This is a genomic window from Kitasatospora sp. MAA4 (assembly GCF_029893355.1).
Lineage (GTDB): Bacteria > Actinomycetota > Actinomycetes > Streptomycetales > Streptomycetaceae > Kitasatospora.
Genome location: NZ_JARZAI010000012.1, coordinates 130,779 through 146,038 on the forward strand (window position 1 = coordinate 130,779; position 15,260 = coordinate 146,038).

Sequence of the window (15,260 nt, forward strand, 5' to 3'; positions counted from 1 at the left end):
GCCAGTTTCCTTCCTTTAGCAGCCCGAGGCGACCCTCGGGCCACGAGAGGGAGGGCGCAAGCGATGCGCGTGCTGTACCTGCTCAACGTCTCCAACTCCAGCCAGCTGACAGCCGATTCCGGCTACACCTTCGCCGACCTGCTCGCCCCCGCCCTGGTCGACGCCGGGGCCGAGGTGACCGTGGCATCTCCCGTCCCGGCGGGCGATGACCGGGTGCACTTCGAGAGGATGCTCCCGGCGTCCACCAAGTACCGGGCCCGCTTCGACCCCGGCATGAAGGGACTGGTCGCTCTGATGGGCCGATGCCGGCCCGAGGTGGTGGTGGCCAACCAGATCGAGGCCGCCCCCGCGATCCGGGCCGCACTGCTGGAGGCCGGGGTGGGCGCCCGGATCGCCGGGTACTGCCACTACTTGCCGTTCTCCTTCACCGACACGGGCAACCTGGAGCTGGACCCGGCAATGGACGACGGCGGGCTTGGCCGCAGCGTGCTGCTGGCCTTCGTGGCCGGCCTTGCGGCCTGCGACCGTGTCCTGGTCCACTCCGCCGCCGCCGCTTCCTGGACCACGGCCGCCGCCGCCCGCATGGGCGTGGAGCTCGGCGAGAAGCTGCATGTGGTGCCCGCCCCCAGGGACGGGCGCCTGGTGCGCGACCCGGCCGAAGCCGCCCCACCCGACGGGCAGGCCACCGGGATCTACAACCACCGCCTGTACGCGCACTACGGCACCGCCCGCTTCACTCAGCTCGCCCGCCACCTTGTGGCCGAGGCACCGGTGAAGCTCACGGTGATGGACCTGTTCGGCAAGCGCAGCGCGGAGCGGATGCGCCTCGACCCCAGCCCAGAGCGGCACTTGGCTGAGCTCACGGCGACCGACGGCGTCACCGTCACCTCCGACCGGGGCGACCGCGTGCGCTACCGCAACCTGCTGGCCGACGCCGACTTCGGGATCGCCCCGTTTCGCCCCGGCTGCCCCTGGTCGATGTCGGTGATCGACTGCCAGGGCATGGGCCTGCCCGTAATCGCCCCGAGAACCGGCTGGCTGGCCGAACATATCGACAGCGAGTTGCTCTTCGACACCGACGAGCAGGCGGTCCAGATCGCCGCCCGCCTCGCCGGCGACGCGGAGTTCTACCGGGTCCACGCCAAGCGCGCGCACGCCTCCACCGCCGACTTCGCACCGGCTGCGGTGGCGGCCCGCTACTTGGAGGCGATCGCGTGACCGGCTTCGACGCGGTCCAACTCTCGTACGACGAGCCATTGGCCGACTCCCTGCACACCCGGCTCGCCCGGGTGCTGGGCGGCAACGTCAAGCGCCTGCACGGGGTGCGCGGGATGCGCCGCGCCTACCGGCTCACCGCCGAACTGGTCGACACCGAACAGTTCTTCCTCGCCGACGGGGACTTCGCTATCGACCACGAGTTCCCGACGGGCGCGGTGGAGCCGCTGGCCGATGGGGTGTCGATGCGGGTGTGGCGGGCGGTCAACCCGGTCAACGGCCTGACCTACGGCTACGGCGGGCTCAAGCTGATCCGGGCGAGCACCTTGCGCGAGATGGGGCAGGCGGTCGACGTGCTGGCCGCGCTGCCCGGCCGGGTCGAGTTCAGCCAGAGGACCGCTGGTACCACGCTGTTCAACCAGAGTCCGTTCCACGCCTGGAAGGCCGGGTTCCGCGAGTGCGCGATGCTCGCGCGTGGCAGCGAGTACGGTATGACGGACACCTCCGCTCAGGAGCGCATCGCGGCCTGGACGGCCAGTAGCGAGGGCGACTTCGCCGCCTACGCTGCCGCCGGCGCCCGCGACGGGATCGACTTTGCCGCCGTCGCCGCCCGCGACCCGAAGTGCTTCGAGGCTCTCAACGACCCGGCCTGGCTGCACGGGCACTTCACCGCACTGCACGGCGAACAGGCAGTCGCCGGATGAACCCGAACCCGGGCAGACCGCTGGTGCTGATCGAGCCCTACGCCCACCGGCCCGGCGGGCACCACCAGCGCACGCTGGCGGCGCTCGCCGCAGCCCGGCCCGGCAGCCTGGTCATCGCGCCCTGCGGTCTGGCCGACGGCATTACCGTGCCGAAGGAGACCCAGGCCCGGGCCGCCACTGGCCCAGTGGGGCTGGCGGCGGCCGTCCTGACCGGCGGCGCGAGCGCTGCCGAGCACATCTCCGCCCTTGGCCGACGGGTCTTCACCTCCCGTCGCTGGCCGCAGGCCGTGAGGCGGCTGCCGCACCAGGTCACACTCCTCGCCCGGTGTCTGACCGAGGCGGCGTGCCTTCGCACTGCTCGCCAGCTGGCTCCGGACGCCGCTGCGGTGGTGATCCTCACTGCGAGCGAGGCATTGCACGGCGCTGCCGCGCTGCTGGGCGGCAGCAAGCACCTGCGGTTCATCCACGAGGCGGTCACCACCGAGGATCTCCCGGTGCGGCTGCTGGGCCGGCTCGCTCGGCGCGGCGAGGAACGCGTGCTCGCGCTCTACCCGACAGCGGCGGTCCGGGACCAGTTCGCCCCGGCCTTCCCTCACCTGCCCGGCGAGGTACGGGCGTTCGCGGTCGACGACGGCCACCGGCTGACCGACGCCGAGTGTGTCGGTGCCCGCGCCGCCTTCACTGTCCCGGCCGACGCGAGGGCGGTGAGCCTAGTCGGCGGCTGGTGGCCCTACAAGGACATCCCGACGATCGACGCCGCCCTGGCCCGTCTCACCGAGCCGCTACACCTGCTGGTGTGCGGCAGCCCGCTGGACGACGCCGTGCTCGCCCGCTGGCACCAGCTGCCCAAAGTCCGCCTCCACACGCTGCCCGGCCCCGTCAACGACGACGTTCTGCGGCTGGTCTATGCCGCCGCCGATGCGGCTCTCGTCGCCCGCCTCCCAGGGGTGGGCAAGGAGAGCGGGCTGGTCATGGACGCTGTCCGTCTCGGCGTCCCCCTGATCGTCTCCCGCCACGACCCCGACCTCACTCGCCGGTTGGCCGGCCAGCCCTGGGTCCGGCTCTTCCAGGCGGGTGACACCGACGCGCTCGCCACAGCACTGGATGGTCTGGCTGATGCGGTGCCCGAGCGGCCCGGACCGCAGGCGCCCCGGCTGGTCGGCATGCATCCAGCGGCTGAGCAGGCCGCATTCCTTACCGACACCTGCACCCGACTGCAGGTCAAGGAGAAGGCATGACTCCCGTACCTCCCGCGCTCATCGCGGTGATCGGCCCCATCGAACCGGCCTTGCTGACCGCCTGGACGCGCCACTACCGCGCCATCGGCATCGAGCGCTTCCACCTCGCCTTCCACTTCCCCGACCACGTCCCCAACGCCTGGCGTCACCAACTGCTCTCCGCCAGCCACGAACTGGGCATCGTCCCCGGCCAGGTCAGCACAGGGCCGTGGCACGAGTACACCAACACCACCCTGCGGGACGCGCTTCGCGAGAAGGCCGGCCCCGGCTGGCACCTGCTCGCCGACTCCGACGAGTTCCAGACCTACCCGGTCTCGCTCGGCGAGGTGATCGCAGCAGCCCAGGACAGCGGTCGAAGGGTGATTGGCGGTCTCATGCTCGACCGCGTCACCGCAGACGGCCGTCTCGCCCTCTGGCGCCCTGAGACCGGCCTCGACCGTTCGTTCCCGCTCGGCGGCCACCTCACCCACCGGCTCCTGCGTGGAGATCCCCGCAAGATCGTCCTCGCTCGCTCCGGCGTTGCAGTGGCCTCAGGCAACCATCGCGCCCCCGGGCACAAGCCCGACCCGCAGGCGCTGGCATGCGTGCATCACTTCAAGTGGCGCTCCGGCGTCGCGGACGACCTCCGCCGTCGCGTCGAGCGGTTCACCTCCGGCATCTGGGCCGAGGAGAGCCCTGCCGTCCGCGAGGAGGCCGGCCGACTGCTGCGGCATCTCGACCGCCACCACGGGCGCATCGACGTCTCCGACCCTCGCCTCGCCTTCCGGCACGTCACCCTTGGCCGTCTGCCCAGCGGCTGGACCGCCGAGGCAGCCGAGATCGCCGCCTGCTGGCGGCCCGCGCGGGCCAGCGAACCGCAGCCGTGACCGCCACGATCGGCCAGAATGGAGGTCCGGGCGACCGTGCGAAGGAGACCGACGTTGAAGACCGCACCGCTGGCCGTGCTGCTGGTTGGGATCACCGGCTCCGGTAAGACCGTGCTGGCCCAGGCCCTCGCCGAGCGCGGCATGGTCCGCCTGTCCGTGGACGAGGAAGTCCACCGGCTCCACGGCCGCTATGGCATCGACTACCCCGAGCACGAGTACTTCGGGCGTGAGCGCCCCGTGGTCGACTCCATCCGTACCCAGTTGACCGAACACCTGGCCGCCGGCCACGGCATCGTCCTCGACCACGGCCTGTGGCTCCGATCCGACCGGGACGCTTGGAAGAAGGCAGTGGAGGCCGCCGGGGGACGGTGGCTGCTGGTGTACCTCCGCGTCGAGAAAACCGAGTTGCTCCAGCGCCTCGAACAGCGCAACCAGCGCCAGGACGCCAACGCGCTCACCGTCACCCCCGAGGCGCTGAACGACTTCTTCGCCCGCTTCGAGGCGCCGACCGAAGGCGAGGGCGCCATCGTCTACACCGGCGACCCGGAAGCGATCATCCGCTCGTAGACGGTCCCGGGTCGATCGGGAGGAGCCGCCGCCGGGGCTCCCGTGTGGCTGGAAGCCCAACACGCCCAGCGGAAAGGCACTCACGCCGCCGTCCGGCCAGACGTAGCGAGGCGGGCGCGGAACCGTCGTATCGGCCGAAGACCGCCGCCTCAACGCAGGCTGGCCGGGTGCTCGCCGCTAACGCGCTTGCCACGCGTCCGCAGGAAAACCCTTCCTCGTGCACCGGTTCCTCGACCAGCGTCTACGCACCCATCCCGTCACCGCCACCGTGCGCCTGCGCTCCGGTGACCTCGTCACTGTGGTAACTGGTGACGTCATCCAGCGCTACCAGTACGTCTTCGGCGAGTGGGAGCCGAACCTCAGCGCCTCCTCGCCTCCCATGCCGTCGCCCCCCCAGGGCCGCGTGGTCGCGATCGAGACCTCACCGGACTTCTACGAGGCCCTGGTCGCCGCAGCGAGCACCACCCACGAACGAACATCCGCTTCGTCAGAGCTGCCGCCTCCGACACCACCGGCGAGCTCACCCTCTGCCTGCAAGACCCCGCCAACCTCGGCCACACCACGGCCGTCCGCCCCCGCCGCGTACACGCGCTCTTCCAGGCTCCAACGGCGCCCCTGGCCGAGCTGCTCAGCGAGAGCGAACTCGCCACCGCAAACGTCGGGACTATCGACGTCGAAGGGGCCGAAGTCACTGCCTTGAAGGGCCTGTTGTCAGCGCTCCCTGGCTGCGGGATGACGTCGAGATCGTGGTGGAGGTGGGCCCCAGACTCCTGGCCAAGCAGGGCCAGGCTGTCGAGAGCATCCTCTTTCCAGGCGTGGGTCAAGGACCGCTCGATGCAGCTGGCGCCGTCCACGCTGCGGGTGCACTACAGCTACGTCACGGCGATCTTCCGTTTAGCTGAACTCGACCGGCGCAAGGAGATCGTCCCGCTCGCCGTCACGGTGGTGGCGGCCCTACTGGATGGCACCCCGGGCTGGTACCGTTCGCTGCTGTTGCTGGCTGCCGCTTCGGGGCTGTGGCAGGGCGAGCTCTTCGGGCTGGAAGTCGAGCACATCGACTTCCCCGGGACCAGCGTGTGACTGCTCCCAGCCGTTGATCACTCTGGACATCTAAACGCGCCTGTAAACCGAACGGCGAGGGCACAACGAAGGTAGCAGTGGAGTATGTCCTCGCCAGAGTGCCCTCGTTGTGCCCTGCGGTCGCATAGATCTTGCGTTTCCACAGGTCAGAGTCCCGAGCGTACCGCCCTTGATCCACCATAGAGCGAGGCTATTCGGACTGCTGGACCTGTCTTGACTGAATTAGCCCGGCGAATCCATGCGGTCAGGACGGCTGGTGGACCGCGGTGACGATGGTGTAGAGCTCGGCGATGACGCCGTCCTTGCAGTGGGCGATGTCCATCCCGGTGGCGACGGGTGCCTGGTCGGCGGGACCGGTAGCGGAAGCCGAGGTGGCCGAGGTCGTCGTTGACCGAGACGGGGCCGTCTGGCTGGAAGGCCCAGCCCGGGCTCTGCGCCCGCAACTCCGCGGCGCGCTGAGCCAGCGCCTCGCGTCCGCGGACGACGCGGTCGGGTTCGTGCCACACGACGTCCTCGGCGTAGGTCTCGGCGATGGCGAAGGCGCGGCGGTCGGGGTCCGGTTCGTTGAAGACGTCGAGCGGCTCAGCCGCGCAGGGTCCTCATCGCCGTGGCCCAGGCCTCGAGTTCGTCGAAGAGCTTGGTGACCGCGCCGTCGTGGTGTTCGCCGGGCTTGAAGAGCGCGAGGTTCTCGAAGTCGGTGAACAGCGAGAAGGCCAACTGCTGGTGCACGTGGGCGAGTTGGACCGCGCTCGCGATGGTGCGCAGGTGCTCGGCGGCGCGGATGCCGCCGACGGTGCCGTAGGAGACGAAGGCGGCGGCCTTGTTGTTCCACTCGGCGTAGGCGAAGTCGATCGCGTTCTTCAGCACGCCGGGGATGGAGTGGTTGTACTCGGGGGTGACGAAGACGTAGCCGTCGAACTCGGCGACCTTGGCCGTCCAGGCCTTCGTGTGCTCGCCCTGGTACTGACCCATGGACGGCGGCACGGGCTCGTCCATGAAGGGGAGTGGCCAGTCGGCGAGGTCGACCAGCTCGTAGTCGGCGCCGGTACGGGCCCCGGCGCGGTCGACGATCCAGTCGGCGACCGCCTTGCCGTTGCGGCCCGGGCGGGTGCTGCCGAGTATCACGGCGATCTTGAGAGCGCTCACGACGCTCACTCCTTTCGCGTGGCAGCCCCGCTACGCGGGACCGTCACGATGACACCTCCTGTATGACCTGATCCTTCAAGTCAAACTCTGGACCTGTCGACTTGAGGACTCAAGTCATAACTCCGAAGTTCAGATGTTCAGGCGTTCGGGTGTTCAGATGCTCAGGCGAGGCCGAGCTGGGCGGCGATGACCGTGCCCGAGGGGTAGCAGTCGAAGCGCTTGATCTTGCCGTCGACCAGCTCGAACACGTCGCAGCACGGGGCGTCCATGCGCCTGCCGGTGGGCGGGACGGTGCCGGAGGGCAGCTCCAGCGGGCCGAGGTGGGTGCCCTGCAGGCGCAGCTGCACGATCACCACGTCGCCCGTGACGTAGAAGCGCTCCAGCTCGCGGTGCATGTCGGGGAAGGCCTTCGCGTAGACCTCGACCGTCTTGCCGAGCTCGTCGGCGCCGCGGTAGGTGTGCGGGATCGACGTGTCGGTGAAGGTGCCGTCCTCGGTGAACGCCGCGACCCAGCCGGCGACGTCCTGCTCCTCGGCGACCTGGTAGGCGCTGCGGATGATCTTCTCGTTGTCCAGGGACATCTCGGTTCTCCTCCATCGGCGATGGTACCTTGTCATTGACTTTAACATTCAAGTCATGGCCCGGCAATGCCCCAGGGGCGCTCGGATATCTGAGATGCTTGCGCTAGATGATCACTTAACTCGTCAAGTCAGCGAGCGGGCGAGTCGATGCGCTGCAGGATCCGCTCGGCGTCCTGGCCGAGCCGGCGCAGGCGCTCGCCGGAGAGGTTGTCGACGACCAGGCGGCGGACGTAGGCCACGTGCGCGGGAGCGGCGGACTCCAGCTTGGCCATGCCGGCGGGCAGGAGGATGGCGTTCGTGAACCGCCCGTCGGCCGGATCGGGCTCGCGGCGGACGTACTCGCGGCTCTCCAGCCGCTTGACCATGTGCGAGAGCCGGGACAGCGACGTGCTGGTGTTCTCGGCGAGCACACTCATGCGCAGCGTCCACGCGGGGGCCTCGGACAGCATCGCCAGGGCCATGTACTCGACCATGCTCAGGTCGGCGTCACGCTGCAACTGCGCATCGATGGCCCACGGCAGCCGCGTCATCAGGCGGACCACCGACAGCCAGGAGGCCAGCTCGCCAGGAGCGAGCCACAGGTCCGCGTGCTCGTCCACCTGTGCCTGGGGTGCCTCGTCCTGAGTCGTCACCCGAAGAGCGTATCAGCGGCACTGTGCGGATGATATGAGTTGGCTACCGCGATGAATCAAAGCCGCGATCACTTGAAGATTCAGTAGCGCGGCAGAAACCCTGTTACGGGTTCGGCCCGGAGACCGCGACCACCAGCAGGCGGGTGCCGGCGCTGGTGCTGCGCCAGCGGTGGCGGACTCCACCCACCAGGTAGAGCGTGTCGCCCTGGTGGAGTCGGTGGACGTGGCCGTCGGCCTCGACTTCTGCCGAGCCGTCCGCGACGTACATCAACTCATCGCCCTGGTGCATGAATTCACGGTCTGCTTGATGGTCGCCGGTGAACTCGAGGGCGTGCAGCCGGCGTCGGCCGCGTACCAGTGGGCGGACGCCGGCCTCGGGTGACAGGCCGGCGTCGTCGCGTGCGCGGACGACGTCGACCGGGCGGTCCGCGGCGTCGGCGGCGGCCAGCAGTTCGACCGCGGTCGTCGCGAGTCCGTCCGCGATGCGCTGGAGCGACCGCATGCTCGGCCGGGCCCGGTCGTTCTCGATCTGACTGAGGAACGGGACGGACAGACCGCTGCGCCGGGCCACCTCCGCGAGGGTCAGGTCCAGGGACCTGCGCTGACGCCGAACCGCGCCGCCGAGCTGCGGCCCGCCCCCCGCGCGCCCGGACGCGTCCGCTCCGGCATTCCGGTCATCCATGATCGCTGCTCCCTTCCCGGGCTCACCCTACGCAGGTGCGCGCCACGTTTCGTGCGCCTGCAACACGGTCTTCACACGGCGCCCCTAGCCTCAAAGGAGTTTGATCCCATCAAATAAACTTTGAATACCTGGAGTTGACCGTGACCCGCGTGGACCAGAACCAGCAGCGCCGCCGTGGCACGGGGCTCATCGCCCTCGATCCGGACGCCGCGTTCCCCGGCTTCACCCTGTTCGCCCCGTTGACCGGCGCAGGCGGGGTCCACCTGGTGGATCTGCACGGCGAGACCGTGCACCGCTGGCACCTGCCCTACCGGCCGGGCCGCCACGCCCGGATCGTGCGCGGCGGGGAGCTCGCCTACAACGGCGTGCTGCCCGGCGAGAAGGCCCTCTTCCCGATGTGGCACAAGTACCGGGGCGGCGTGATGCTGCGGGCAGCGCCGGACGGCACGGTGCTGTGGGAGCACCGGGATCCGTTCCAGCACCACGACGCCCACCACCTCGAGGACGGCGGCGTGCTCTACACCGGCCTGGAAGCCCTGCGGGGCTCCGAGGCGGACGCGGTCCTCGGCGGCGTCCCCGGCACCGAGGCGGCCGGGTCGACGGTGTGGGCCGACACCATCACCGAGGTCGGGCCGGACGGATCACCGCGCTGGTCCTGGCGGGCCGCCGAGCACCTCGACCGCGCCGCGTACCCGCTCCACCCGGACTACGCACGCGAGCACTGGCCGCTGATCAACAGCGTCACCCCGCTCGCCGACGGCAACGTGCTGGCCAGCCTGCGCAGCGTCTCGGCGGTGGTGGTGATCAGCCGGGCCACCGGCGAGATCCTCTGGCGCACCGACCCCGGCACCGTCTCGCAACAGCACCACCCCACCGAGCTGGACGACGGCCGGCTGCTCGTCTTCGACAACGGCGTCTACCGCCCCGGTCACGACGTGCCGTACTCGCGAGTGATCGAGATCGACCGGACGGACGGCGAGGTCGTGTGGGAGTACCACGACCCGGCCCGCGAGTCGTTCTTCGCCCCCTTCATGGGCTCGGCGCAGCGGCTTCCGGGCGGCAACACCCTGGTGACCGACTCGCCCGCGGGCCGGCTCTTCGAGGTGACCCCGGACGGCTACCTGTGCTGGGAGTACGTCGTGCCCCACTTCGGCGCGTACACCGAGAGCGAGGTCCGATCGCTGTTCCCGGCCGAGCCCAACGCCGTCTTCCGCGCCTACCGTTACGCCCCCGAGGAGATCCCGTGGCTGGAGGCCCGCCCGTGAGCGCCGACGTCGGGCACCTGCCACCGCGGCGGCTGCTTCCGCTCGCCGCCCAGCACGTGCTCGCCATGGCGGCGACGCCGGTGTCCACCGTCTTCCTCGTCTCGGCCTCGCTGAGGCTGACACCTGGTCAGACGGCCGCCCTGCTGAGCGGGGTGCTCGTGCTGTCCGGGGCAGGATCGCTGCTCCAGTCACTCGGCCTCTGGGGGTTCGGCGCCCGGCTGCCGTTCGTGATGCTGCCGGGCGGGGCCGCCACGGCGCTCTTCCTCCAGATCGCGCACGACCACGGTCCGGCCGTCGCCTCCGGCTCGGTCCTGCTGGCGGCGGCCCTGCTGCTCGCGGTCACGCCGCTGTACGGCCGGGTGGTCGGACTCTTCCCGCCGCTGGTCATGGGCGTGACGGTGCTGCTCGTGGGGATCTCCATGGTCCGGGTGACCTCCCAGCTCCTCGCCGGGGCCGGCGGCACCGGCGCGGCACCGGGCGCGCTGGCCGCGGCGGGCCTGACGATCGCGGCCACCCTCGTCGCCCACCTGCTCCTCCGGGGCGCCTGGCGGCAGTCCGCCGTGCTGGTCGGACTGGCCGCAGGCACCGGACTCGCCGCAGCCACCGGCCTGGGCACGGTCGCCCCCGCTGCCGGGGTGGGCGTCTCCCTGCCCCACCTACTGCCGTACGGCACACCGCAGTTCGACGTGGTGGCAGCGCTCCCACTGCTGCTGTTCAGCCTCACCTCCCTGGCCGAGGCCACCGGCCAGACCGTCCTCAACAGCACCGCGCCCGACCCGGGGCGCGACGTGCCGCGGGTGGCCCGCGCCGACGCGCTGATCTCCCTGCTCGGCGGAGTCCTCGGTACGCCGCCGATGGTGACCAGCTCCGAGAACATCGGGATCAACCGGCTCACGGGCGTCCGCAGTCGCTTCGTGACAGCCGCGGCCGGAGGCCTGCTGATCACGGCGGGCCTGCTCTCGCCGCTGTCCCGGCTGGTGGCCGGGCTGCCCTCGCCGGTCGTCGCCGGGTCGGCGCTGGTCGTGTACGCGGTGATCACGGTCATGGGCGTGGAGATGCTCGGCCGGACGGACCGGACGGACCGGACGGACCGGACGGACTCGTCGGACACGTTGGTCGTCGGCCTGGCGCTGACCATGGGTCTGCTGCCCGTGGTGGCCCCCGGACTGTACGCGGGCTTCCCTGCCACGGTGCGAACGGTCCTGGGCAGCGGAGTCGTCGCCGGAACGCTGACGGCGATCCTGCTGCACGCGCTGTTCGCGGCCATCCCGCACCGGCCCCGGTGACGGCGTGCCCGCTTACTCGTGCACAAAGCAGACGAGTCGTCAACTGCCTTTCGGGCAAAGTTTGGTCGTCCCGCGATGAAGTTTTGATACGTTTCAGTGAGCGCCTTGAACTCTACGCGCGTGGAATCTAGTCTCTGGACATGCCAGACCGTTCAACCCATCGTCAAGGGCAGGCAGTGCCGCCCCGCCTCGCTGTGCTCGTCGCTGACGCGGACAACCGGCGCAGTGCACGGCGCTCCGCGCCGCTGTCCGCGCTGTCCAGATGCCACGCGTCCGAGGCGCTGCCCGATGGCATGACGGACGGTTCCGCAGTCCTCTGAGCGCGGCCGGCCCGGCAGGGGGGCCAGGGAGTGGCCGGTCGGCCGAGTCGGCGTCGGCCCGCGTTCTCCACAGGTGTGAGGACCAACGAATCAGACTTTCTTGACCGTTCTGGGGTATCCGGTCGGACTGGGGCCGTGGGTGTGGCTTCGGGCCGGTTGCGGACGCCCTGCCGGACGCACCAGAGAGGTGACCCCATTCACCAGGAAACGGCGCATGGTGCAGACAGTCCCGCCCGCACCATCGCAATGACAACCACGGAGTACGTGCCCCTCGGGGCGCTTCGGCCGGGGCATTCGCCCCGTCTCGCGGGCGAGGACGAGGCCCACGTCCGCCTGCTTGCGGAGTGCGGCGTTCAGCTGCCGCCGATCCTCGTTCAGCGGGGCACCATGCTGGTGGTCGACGGCATGCACCGCCTGCGGGCGGCCGAGTTCAGGGGCGACTCCGAGATCGAGGTGGCCTATGTCGAGGGCCCCGATGACGAGATCTTCGTCCGTGCGGTCAGGGAGAACATCGCGCACGGCCTTCCGCTGTCGCTGAGCGACCGAAAGGCCGCGGCCGCCCGGATCCTGACGGTGCATCCGGAGTGGTCGGATCGCATGGTCGCCAAGATCGTGGGGCTCTCCCCGAAGACGGCGGGTGCGGTGAGGAGGCGTGCAACCGAGGAGATTCCCCAGTTGCACACCCGCATCGGTCAGGACGGGCGGAGCCACCCGCTGTGCTCGGCCGAGCCCAGGCGGGCGGCCGCCGAGTTGATCGCGAACCATCCGGAGACCTCGCTGCGGGAGGTGGCCCGGCAGAGCGGCGTCTCGGTGGGGACGGCCCGCCGGGTGCGCCAGGAGGTGGTCGGTCCGCGGCGGCCGGAGCCTCCCGTGCGCGCATCCACCCGGGACGAGCGCATGGTCATCCAGGCGCTGGCCAGTGATCCCTCGCTGAAGTTCTCCGAGGCCGGCCGGGGGCTGCTCCGCAGGCTCTCCGCTAATGCGATCGAGCCGGCCGAGTGGCAGGAACTGCTCGCGGCGGTCCCCCCGCACTGCGTCGACCTGGTATCCGAAATCGCCATTACGTACAGCCGCTCCTGGGACCAGTTCGCCAAGAGCCTGAGAAGCGTGTCCGGGAACTCGAGGATCGGCGCCTGATCTCGAGGACCGGTGCTCGACCTCGGGATCGGCGCCTGATCCGGAACACACCTGCCGCTTCGGTTCGGAATTCGTTAGATTATTCAAACCGACGAGGCAGAAAGGGGGTGCAGGAAAATGGGTATCAAGCTTTCGATGGTCACGGCCAAGGCTGCTCACGGCGTGAGCTGACGATATGCCGCACCTGGCGGGCGTGGCAGCTGGACTGCCGCGCCCGCCAATCCGCCCAGCTGCTGCAATGACAAGGAGGGCACGAGATGATGACGAAATACCTTCCCCGGTTCCCCGAAGAACTCGGACGGGCGCGCGAGGCCGTGCTCTCCCTGGCCGCCGCGGAAGGCGCGGCAGCGGCCTACATCGGTGGCGCTCTCGCCGCTGGACTCGGGACCCCGATGTCGGACGTGGATGTCTACTTCGTCGTCCCCGACGGTAAGCCGTCCGCGGCCAGGCAGATATTCGTCGACGGGCGGCGATACGATATCGGATACCAGAGCACCGATTCACTCCGGGCGCTCGTCGACCAGATATCCGACTACCGTGCGGACCGGGACGACCTCGGTATTCTCACCGCGGTGGGACGGAAGTCACTGGACCCCGTGGTGCGTTTTCTGCTGAGTGAGACCGTCGTGGACGACGGCTCCATCAAGGCGTTGCAGGACCGTGCCCGGGAGTCGATCTCCGAGATCGTCAGGACCATGGTCGGCGTCATGTCCTTCGAGGTCCACAACGCGCTGGAGGACGCGCACGGCTTCCACGCCGTCGGCGATCTCCAGGCCGCCTCCTGGGCTCTGCGCTCCGCCTCGCTCTCCGCGGCCGAGGCCCTGCTGGCCTCGCGCGGTGACCTCTATCTCGGGCACAAGTGGGTCTGGGCCCGCTGGGCGCGGACGTTCGGTTCGGAGATTCCCCTCCCGTCCCCGGCGGCTGCGGCCGCCGAGCCGGTGGCCTTCGGGGAGTCCGTCGCGGTCTGCCAGGACCTGCTGATCCAGGCGATCACCGGGGCGTCGTACGAGGTGAAGCCCAGCGTGGCCCCGGGGGCGCTCTCCCGTGCCCCGATGGCCTGCGCCGTCCCGTTGAGCGGTTCCGTTCTGGTCTACCTCGACGGCAGTGACGCGGCCGAGATCAGCCGGGAGGGACTGCTGCTGCTCGGGCTGGCACACGGCCGTACCCGCGCCGACGCCGTCTCCCTGACGGCCGGTCAGCTGCGCTCGGGTGGCGCCCAGGTCACGGAAGCCGAGGTGGCCGACTATCTCGACGACTTCGTCGAGGCCGGCCTGCTGACGGTCAAGGCCTAGGCGACCCGGTGTCCGGTACGGCTACCCCCGTCATGCTGCCGCAGGCGCAGCAGCGTGCGGCCTTTCGACCCCTGTGGATCGCGACCTTCGTCTCCGCGGCCGGTACGGGACTGGTCTATCCGGTCACCGCGATCCACATCGCGACGAACCTGCGGCTCGGCGTCCCGGCGGTGGCGCTCTTCTACGGGACGTTCGCCGTGGCCGCCGGCCTCCTCGGTCCGCTCGGGGGGTCGCTGACCGCGCGCTTCGGAGCGCGGGTGGCGGCGGTCGTCGGCGGGTGCTGCCAGATCGCCGCGTGGACGACCATGGCGTTCGTCTCCGGCCTGGTCCAGGTCCTGTTCGTCGCCGCGCTGTCCGGGATCGGCGGTTCGCTCTTCTTCCCCGCGCTGTTCAGCACGATCCTGGGCGGCATCCCGGAGGAGCTGCGCAAGCGCACCTTCGGGTTCCGGTACACCGTGATCAACCTCGGGATCGCCACGGGCGCTGGCCTTTCCAGCGTCCTGGTCGCCTCCGTTGCGCCGTCCGTCCTCTTTCTGGCGAACGCCGCGAGCTTTCTGCCCGTCATCCTCTGGGTGTGGCGGCACGCAGGCGGCGCGGAGGCCGCGGACGCCCCGGAGGACGGTGACGGTGCCGGACGGCCGTCCGTCTGGTCACCTGCGTTCGGGATCGCGCTGGCCGTGACGTTTCTGGTCTCGGCCTTCGGCGCGGTGCAACTGGAGTCAACCGTTCCGCTCATCCTGAGGCGACTCGCCCACGAGAGCATGTCCACGGTGACCGTCGTGACCGTGGTGAACGCGGTCTCGGTCGTCCTGTTGCAGCGACTCCTGCGGGCGAGGGTGGATCGGTTCAGCAACGCCGGGGCGGTGGCCCTGGGCGCCGGGCTCTGGGGGGCCGCCTACCTGCTGGCTCTGACGGCGACCGGCCTGACCGACAGTCGGTCCTGGTTCGGCAAGGCCGTGCTGATGTGTTTCGCGGCGGTCTTCGCCGCCGGTGAGGTGGTGACCGCCTCCGCGCTGACCCCGATGATCGTCGGCCTGGCTCCACCGGGTGCGGCCGCGCGGGCGACCGGGACGTCCGGCTCCGCGTGGAGCCTCGGAACGCTGGCCGGACCGGCGGTCGGCACCACGGCCGTGGCCCTGGCCGGGCCGATCGGCAGTTGGGGAGCGCTCGCGGTCGGAGCGGCGTGCGCGCTCCTGCTCAGCCTGCTGCTGCGCTCGCACGAGACCGGACGATAACCGAGGAGAGGGAA

Annotated in this window: 15 protein-coding genes; 11 read left to right on the forward strand and 4 right to left on the reverse strand. The window is 70.2% G+C overall.

What is annotated here, in order from left to right; genetic code table 11:
• Positions 1-63 precede the first annotated feature (63 nt).
• The 6 genes from P3T37_RS17845 to P3T37_RS17870 all read left to right on the forward strand — a co-directional run bounded on the left by P3T37_RS17845 (position 64) and on the right by P3T37_RS17870 (position 5,670).
• A complete protein-coding gene (locus P3T37_RS17845; RefSeq protein WP_280724675.1) occupies positions 64-1,218 on the forward strand; it encodes a glycosyltransferase family 1 protein in 1,155 nt (384 codons plus the stop codon).
• Positions 1,215-1,919 carry a hypothetical protein gene (locus P3T37_RS17850; protein WP_280724676.1) on the forward strand — a complete coding sequence of 235 codons (705 nt, stop codon included), beginning with the start codon at positions 1,215-1,217 and terminating at the stop codon, positions 1,917-1,919. Before P3T37_RS17845 ends, P3T37_RS17850 begins: the two co-directional genes overlap by 4 nt.
• On the forward strand, positions 1,916-3,157 hold the full coding sequence (locus P3T37_RS17855; RefSeq protein ID WP_280724677.1) for a hypothetical protein: 1,242 nt from the start codon (positions 1,916-1,918) through the stop codon (positions 3,155-3,157). The genes P3T37_RS17850 and P3T37_RS17855 overlap by 4 nt, the downstream gene beginning before the upstream one ends.
• A complete protein-coding gene (locus tag P3T37_RS17860; RefSeq protein WP_280724678.1) occupies positions 3,154-4,023 on the forward strand; it encodes a glycosyltransferase family 2 protein in 870 nt (289 codons plus the stop codon). The genes P3T37_RS17855 and P3T37_RS17860 overlap by 4 nt, the downstream gene beginning before the upstream one ends.
• A gap of 54 nt (positions 4,024-4,077) precedes the next feature.
• Complete coding sequence (locus P3T37_RS17865; RefSeq protein WP_280724679.1) at positions 4,078-4,590, forward strand: ATP-binding protein; 513 nt, start codon at positions 4,078-4,080, stop codon at positions 4,588-4,590.
• A gap of 834 nt (positions 4,591-5,424) precedes the next feature.
• The gene (locus tag P3T37_RS17870; protein ID WP_280724680.1) at positions 5,425-5,670 is read left to right on the forward strand and encodes a hypothetical protein; all 246 of its coding nucleotides are present in this window, start codon (positions 5,425-5,427) and stop codon (positions 5,668-5,670) included.
• 582 nt (positions 5,671-6,252) lie between these two features.
• On the opposite strand, the gene P3T37_RS17875 is transcribed toward P3T37_RS17870, so the two are convergent.
• The 4 genes from P3T37_RS17875 to P3T37_RS17890 all read right to left on the reverse strand — a co-directional run bounded on the left by P3T37_RS17875 (position 6,253) and on the right by P3T37_RS17890 (position 8,711).
• Positions 6,253-6,816 carry an NAD(P)H-dependent oxidoreductase gene (locus tag P3T37_RS17875; protein ID WP_280724681.1) on the reverse strand — a complete coding sequence of 188 codons (564 nt, stop codon included), beginning with the start codon at positions 6,814-6,816 and terminating at the stop codon, positions 6,253-6,255.
• 161 nt (positions 6,817-6,977) lie between these two features.
• Positions 6,978-7,397, reverse strand: coding sequence for a nuclear transport factor 2 family protein (locus P3T37_RS17880; protein ID WP_280724682.1), 420 nt, complete (start codon positions 7,395-7,397; stop codon positions 6,978-6,980).
• A gap of 128 nt (positions 7,398-7,525) precedes the next feature.
• Positions 7,526-8,029, reverse strand: a complete 504-nt coding sequence (locus P3T37_RS17885) for a MarR family transcriptional regulator (protein WP_280724683.1) — start codon at positions 8,027-8,029, stop codon at positions 7,526-7,528.
• Positions 8,030-8,132: 103 nt separating this feature from the next.
• A complete protein-coding gene (locus P3T37_RS17890; RefSeq protein ID WP_280724684.1) occupies positions 8,133-8,711 on the reverse strand; it encodes a helix-turn-helix domain-containing protein in 579 nt (192 codons plus the stop codon).
• Between the two features lie 140 nt (positions 8,712-8,851).
• Between P3T37_RS17890 and P3T37_RS17895 the strand changes: the two genes are divergently transcribed.
• The 5 genes from P3T37_RS17895 to P3T37_RS17915 all read left to right on the forward strand — a co-directional run bounded on the left by P3T37_RS17895 (position 8,852) and on the right by P3T37_RS17915 (position 15,246).
• Positions 8,852-9,976 (forward strand): aryl-sulfate sulfotransferase, encoded by a 1,125-nt coding sequence (locus tag P3T37_RS17895; protein WP_280724685.1) that lies wholly within the window; start codon positions 8,852-8,854, stop codon positions 9,974-9,976.
• Positions 9,973-11,262, forward strand: a complete 1,290-nt coding sequence (locus tag P3T37_RS17900; RefSeq protein ID WP_280724687.1) for a solute carrier family 23 protein — start codon at positions 9,973-9,975, stop codon at positions 11,260-11,262. The genes P3T37_RS17895 and P3T37_RS17900 overlap by 4 nt, the downstream gene beginning before the upstream one ends.
• Positions 11,263-11,828: 566 nt before the next feature.
• Positions 11,829-12,719, forward strand: coding sequence for a ParB N-terminal domain-containing protein (locus P3T37_RS17905; protein ID WP_280724782.1), 891 nt, complete (start codon positions 11,829-11,831; stop codon positions 12,717-12,719).
• Between the two features lie 257 nt (positions 12,720-12,976).
• Positions 12,977-14,011 (forward strand): hypothetical protein, encoded by a 1,035-nt coding sequence (locus tag P3T37_RS17910; protein ID WP_280724688.1) that lies wholly within the window; start codon positions 12,977-12,979, stop codon positions 14,009-14,011.
• Between the two features lie 8 nt (positions 14,012-14,019).
• A complete protein-coding gene (locus P3T37_RS17915) occupies positions 14,020-15,246 on the forward strand; it encodes an MFS transporter (RefSeq protein WP_280724689.1) in 1,227 nt (408 codons plus the stop codon).
• Positions 15,247-15,260: the final 14 nt, after the last annotated feature.

Bases quoted from the DNA above. Each gene is read 5' to 3' on its own strand.
- P3T37_RS17845 (WP_280724675.1), top strand. From the start codon at position 64: ATGCGCGTGCTGTACCTGCTCAACGTCTCCAACTCCAGCCAGCTGACA.
- P3T37_RS17855 (WP_280724677.1), top strand. From the start codon at position 1,916: ATGAACCCGAACCCGGGCAGACCGCTGGTGCTGATCGAGCCCTACGCC.
- P3T37_RS17860 (WP_280724678.1), top strand. From the start codon at position 3,154: ATGACTCCCGTACCTCCCGCGCTCATCGCGGTGATCGGCCCCATCGAA.
- P3T37_RS17870 (WP_280724680.1), top strand. From the start codon at position 5,425: ATGCAGCTGGCGCCGTCCACGCTGCGGGTGCACTACAGCTACGTCACG.
- P3T37_RS17880 (WP_280724682.1), bottom strand. From the start codon at position 7,397: ATGTCCCTGGACAACGAGAAGATCATCCGCAGCGCCTACCAGGTCGCC.
- P3T37_RS17890 (WP_280724684.1), bottom strand. From the start codon at position 8,711: ATGGATGACCGGAATGCCGGAGCGGACGCGTCCGGGCGCGCGGGGGGC.
- P3T37_RS17905 (WP_280724782.1), top strand. From the start codon at position 11,829: ATGACAACCACGGAGTACGTGCCCCTCGGGGCGCTTCGGCCGGGGCAT.
- P3T37_RS17910 (WP_280724688.1), top strand. From the start codon at position 12,977: ATGATGACGAAATACCTTCCCCGGTTCCCCGAAGAACTCGGACGGGCG.